The following is a 4,483-nucleotide window of genomic DNA, read 5'->3' on the forward strand; positions in this document are numbered from 1 at the left end:
ACCGGGCCCGTCGGGTGCGCCGCCGCGCACGGCCGGTGCCCCGCCCCGCGCGGCCGGTGCCCCGCCGCGCACGGCCGGTGCCCCGCCGCGCACGGCCGGTGCCCCGCCGCGCACGGCCGGTGCCCCGCCGCGCACGGCCGAGACGCCCGCGACGGCCCAGACCCGGGGCGCCCGCCGCACCACCGGCTCCACCGCGCTCGCCCCGCGCACGGGCGCGTTCCCCGTGCGCCCGCCGGTGGTCAGCCAGGGTTCCGCGGCGCGGTTCGCCGAGCGGGCCCGCGCCCGCCGTCGGCTGGCCTGGCGGCAGATCCTCATCGCCGCAGGCTCGGTCGTCGTGGTCGGTGCGCTCGCCTGGCTGCTGCTGCTGTCCCCGGCCCTGGCCCTCGACGCCGAGCAGGTGCGGGTCACGGGCGCCGGGACGGTCGTGGCCGTCGACCAGGTGCGGGACGTGGTGGACGACGAGGCCGGGACCCCGCTGACCCGGCTGGACACCGCGACCCTGCGGCAGCGGCTGCTCGACGTGCCGGGCGTCCGGGACGCGACGGTGACCCGGGACTGGCCGCACGGCCTGGCGGTCCAGCTCGTGTCGCGCGAGCCGGTCGCGGCGGTGCCGGAGGCGTCCGACGTCGCGCAGCACGCGGACGGCGACGACGCGTCGGGTCCGGGCTACGCGCTCGTGGACCAGGACGGCGTGAAGGTCGGCCGCGCGGACGCGCCGCCGGAGGGGCTGCCCGTGGTCGAGGTGCCGGTGGGCGAGGCCCGCATCCTGTCGTCGGCGCTGGGGGTGCTCGAGGCGCTGCCCGAGGACCTGCTCGCCGCCATCGGCCAGGTGTCGGCCGGCACGCGGGACACCGTCCGGTTCACCCTGCGCGACGGGGCGACCGTCGAGTGGGGGAGCGCGCAGGACTCGGCGCTCAAGGTGGCGGTCCTGCAGGCCCTGCGCGCGGCGCCCGAGACGGCGGGCTCCGCGCGGTACGACGTGTCGGCGCCGACGATGCCGGTCGTCGGGTGATCCCGGCCCGACACGCGCGCACGGGTCGTTGAACGACCCCCGCGCGCCACATACCGTCACACCTAGACAGAACTGACATAACTATAACCCTCAACTTGAGGGTGAAGGTTCGTCGACATCGCGAGACGAGAGGCACCCACCGTGGCAGCTCCGCAGAACTACCTGGCGGTCATCAAGGTCGTCGGCATCGGTGGTGGCGGCGTGAACGCCGTGAACCGCATGATCGAGGTCGGCCTCAAGGGTGTCGAGTTCATCGCCATCAACACCGACGCCCAGGCCCTGCTCATGTCCGACGCGGACGTGAAGCTCGACGTCGGCCGCGAGCTCACCCGCGGTCTCGGCGCCGGCGCCGACCCCGAGGTCGGCAAGAAGGCCGCCGAGGACCACGCGGAGGAGATCGAGGACGTCCTGCGCGGCGCCGACATGGTCTTCGTCACCGCGGGCGAGGGCGGCGGCACCGGCACCGGCGGCGCGCCCGTCGTGGCCCGCATCGCCCGCTCGCTCGGCGCGCTGACCATCGGCGTCGTGACGCGTCCCTTCACCTTCGAGGGCCGTCGCCGCACCGTGCAGGCGGACTCCGGCATCGAGGCGCTGCGCGCCGAGGTCGACACCCTCATCGTGATCCCGAACGACCGCCTGCTGTCGATCTCCGACCGCTCGGTCTCGGTGCTCGACGCGTTCCGCTCCGCGGACCAGGTCCTGCTCTCCGGTGTCCAGGGCATCACCGACCTCATCACCACGCCGGGCCTGATCAACCTCGACTTCGCGGACGTGAAGTCCGTGATGCAGGGGGCGGGGTCGGCCCTCATGGGCATCGGCTCGGCCCGCGGGGAGGACCGCGCGGTGCAGGCGGCCGAGCTGGCGATCTCCTCGCCGCTGCTCGAGGCCAGCATCGACGGCGCCCACGGCGTGCTGCTGTCCATCCAGGGTGGCTCGGACCTCGGCCTGTTCGAGATCAACGAGGCCGCCCGCCTGGTGCAGGAGGCCGCGCACCCCGAGGCCAACATCATCTTCGGCGCGGTCATCGACGACGCCCTCGGCGACGAGGTGCGCGTGACCGTCATCGCGGCCGGCTTCGACGGCGGTGCCCCGGTGGTCCGCCGCGACGCCCGCGGGCTCGGCCAGGTCAGCGCCGGTGGCGGCGGCCAGGCCGCGCAGCAGGCGCCCGCGTCCATCCCGCCGGCGGCGGCCGTGCCGACGACGACCGCGGCGCACGCCGCCGTCCCGCCGCGCCCGGTCGGCCCGGACGAGGAGCGCCGCCAGGCCGCCGAGGTGCCCGCCTTCCTCACCCCGGACCAGGCCGGCACCAGCCAGCTCGAGGTCCCGCGGATCTTCGAGGAGGAGGTCGCCCGCCGCAAGGAGGACGACCTGGACGTGCCCGACTTCCTGAAGTAGTCGCATGACGCTGCCGGTGCTCGCGGTCGACCTCGGCCCGGGCGTCCGCGCGGGCTTCACCACCCGCGCGGGCGGCGTCAGCGTGCCGCCGTGGGCGGAGCTCGACCTCGGGCTGCTCGTGGGCGACGACCCGGCGCACGTGCGGGAGAACCGCGCGCGGGTCGCGGCCTGGGCCGGCGCGACCGTCGCCTGGGCCACCCAGGTGCACGGCGCGGACGTGCACGTGGTGCGCGGCCCGGGCGACGCCGCCGCCGACACGGTGGGGGAGGCCGACGCGCTCGTGTCGGCCCTGCCCGGCACCGCCGTCGGCGTGCTGGTCGCCGACTGCGTCCCGGTGCTGCTGGCCGACGCGCAGGCCCGGGTGGTCGGCGCCGCGCACGCCGGGCGGCGCGGGCTGGTCGCCGGCGTCGTGCAGGCGGCCCTCGCGGCGATGGTGGCGCGCGGCGCGGACCCCGGCCGGGTGCGCGCCGTCGTCGGCCCCGCGATCAGCGGCGGCCGGTACGAGGTCCCGGCCGCGATGCGCGACGAGGTGGACGCGGCGGTCCCCGGCACGGCCTGCACGACGGACGCCGGCACGCCCGGGCTCGACCTGCCCGCGGGCGTGGCGTCCGTGCTGCGCGCCGCCGGCGTGCGCGACGTGCGGGTGCCCGGGTGGTGCACGGACGCCGACGAGCGGTTCTTCTCGCACCGGCGCGCACAGCGCGCGGGGACCACCACGGGGCGGTTCGCCGGGGTCGTCGCGCTCGCGGAAATGCCCGGTGAGTGATATGTCCGGAAATTGCATCGACGACACGCCGACACGCCGCGTGTCGCACCGTCGTCCCATCCAGGCGCATTGCTAGCGTGACGGCGCAGGAGATGTGAGCAATTCGGGGATGGAGTGATCGCGATGGCCGGAGCGCTGCGCAAGACCATGCTGTACCTCGGGCTTGCCGACGACCGGGGCGAGCACGACCAGTACGTCGACGAGTACGACGAGCCGGAGGCGACGGTGGGACAGGACTACGAGGCCGAGGTCACGCCGCTGCGCCGCGAGCCGGCGCCGGAGCGACCCGTCGCCCCGGCACCCGCGCCGCGGCACGACGGCGAGGTGCGGCGGATCACCACGATCCACCCGCGCTCGTACAACGACGCGCGCAAGATCGGCGAGGCGTTCCGCGAGAACACGCCGGTCATCATGAACCTGTCCGACATGGACGACGCGGACGCCAAGCGCCTCGTCGACTTCGCGGCGGGCCTGATCTTCGGCCTGCACGGCGCGATCGAGCGGGTGACCAACAAGGTCTTCCTGCTGTCGCCGCAGTCGGTGGAGATCACCGGCGACGGGCGCGCCCCCGAGGCCTCCCGCGCCGGCTTCTTCAACCAGAGCTGACGAGGATCGGGGAGACTGGGACGCGTGACCTTCGTCCTCGGCCTGCTGCAGATCGTCGTCCTGGCCTTCATCCTGGTCCTGCTCGTGCGTCTGGTCCTCGACTGGGTGCAGTACTTCGCGCGGGACTGGCGCCCGCGCGGGGCCGCCCTCGTCGTCGCGGAGATCACCTACTCGGTGACCGACCCGCCGCTGCGGGCGCTGCGCCGGGTGATCCCGCCGCTGACCCTGGGCTCGGTGCGCCTCGACCTGGCGTTCCTCGTGCTGATGCTCGGCTGCTCCTTCCTGCTCTCGCTCCTGGGCGCGCTCGCATGACCGCGCGCCCGTCCGCGGGCACCGCCGGCCCGGTGGCCGGCCCCCGCACGCGCCCCGCCGACCGGGTCGCGTGCACAACCCGGAATGTCCGCTACGGTGGCCCGAGGTGGTCGGCGGACTGCCACCGGCTCGACCCAGTACGACCGAAGAGGTGACGACGATGGCACTGCTCACAGCAGACGACGTCCTGAACAAGAAGTTCCAGGCGACGAAGTTCCGCGAGGGGTACGACCAGGACGAGGTCGACGACTTCCTCGACGAGGTCGTGAACACCCTCCGGGAGACCCAGAGCGAGAACGAGGACCTCAAGTCCAAGCTCGCCGCGGCCGAGCGCCGGATCGCCGAGCTGAGCCGCCAGGGGGCGCAGGCCGCCCAGGCGCCGAAGCCGGAGG

At 75.0% G+C, this 4,483-nt stretch carries 6 protein-coding genes; all 6 read left to right on the forward strand.

What is annotated here, in order from left to right:
* The coding region (locus G6556_RS17370; protein WP_240934685.1) for an FtsQ-type POTRA domain-containing protein at positions 1-1,012 on the forward strand (1,012 nt) is incomplete at its 5' end.
* 141 nt (positions 1,013-1,153) lie between these two features.
* Positions 1,154-2,407 carry a cell division protein FtsZ gene (gene ftsZ, locus G6556_RS17375; RefSeq protein ID WP_166944191.1) on the forward strand — a complete coding sequence of 418 codons (1,254 nt, stop codon included), beginning with the start codon at positions 1,154-1,156 and terminating at the stop codon, positions 2,405-2,407.
* Positions 2,408-2,411: 4 nt separating this feature from the next.
* The gene (pgeF, locus tag G6556_RS17380) at positions 2,412-3,173 is read left to right on the forward strand and encodes a peptidoglycan editing factor PgeF (protein WP_166944193.1); all 762 of its coding nucleotides are present in this window, start codon (positions 2,412-2,414) and stop codon (positions 3,171-3,173) included.
* A gap of 123 nt (positions 3,174-3,296) precedes the next feature.
* Positions 3,297-3,779 (forward strand): cell division protein SepF, encoded by a 483-nt coding sequence (sepF, locus tag G6556_RS17385; protein ID WP_166944195.1) that lies wholly within the window; start codon positions 3,297-3,299, stop codon positions 3,777-3,779.
* Between the two features lie 24 nt (positions 3,780-3,803).
* A complete protein-coding gene (locus G6556_RS17390) occupies positions 3,804-4,091 on the forward strand; it encodes a YggT family protein (protein WP_166944197.1) in 288 nt (95 codons plus the stop codon).
* 160 nt (positions 4,092-4,251) lie between these two features.
* On the forward strand, positions 4,252-4,483 hold a 232-nt coding region (locus G6556_RS17395), incomplete at its 3' end, for a DivIVA domain-containing protein (RefSeq protein WP_205693678.1).

It is taken from the genome of Cellulomonas sp. IC4_254, from assembly GCF_011603975.1.
In the GTDB taxonomy this organism is placed as follows: Bacteria; Actinomycetota; Actinomycetes; order Actinomycetales; family Cellulomonadaceae; genus Cellulomonas.

Coding starts and splice junctions, on each gene's coding strand:
- pgeF (WP_166944193.1), top strand. CDS start 2,412: ATGACGCTGCCGGTGCTCGCGGTCGACCTCGGCCCGGGCGTCCGCGCG.
- sepF (WP_166944195.1), top strand. CDS start 3,297: ATGGCCGGAGCGCTGCGCAAGACCATGCTGTACCTCGGGCTTGCCGAC.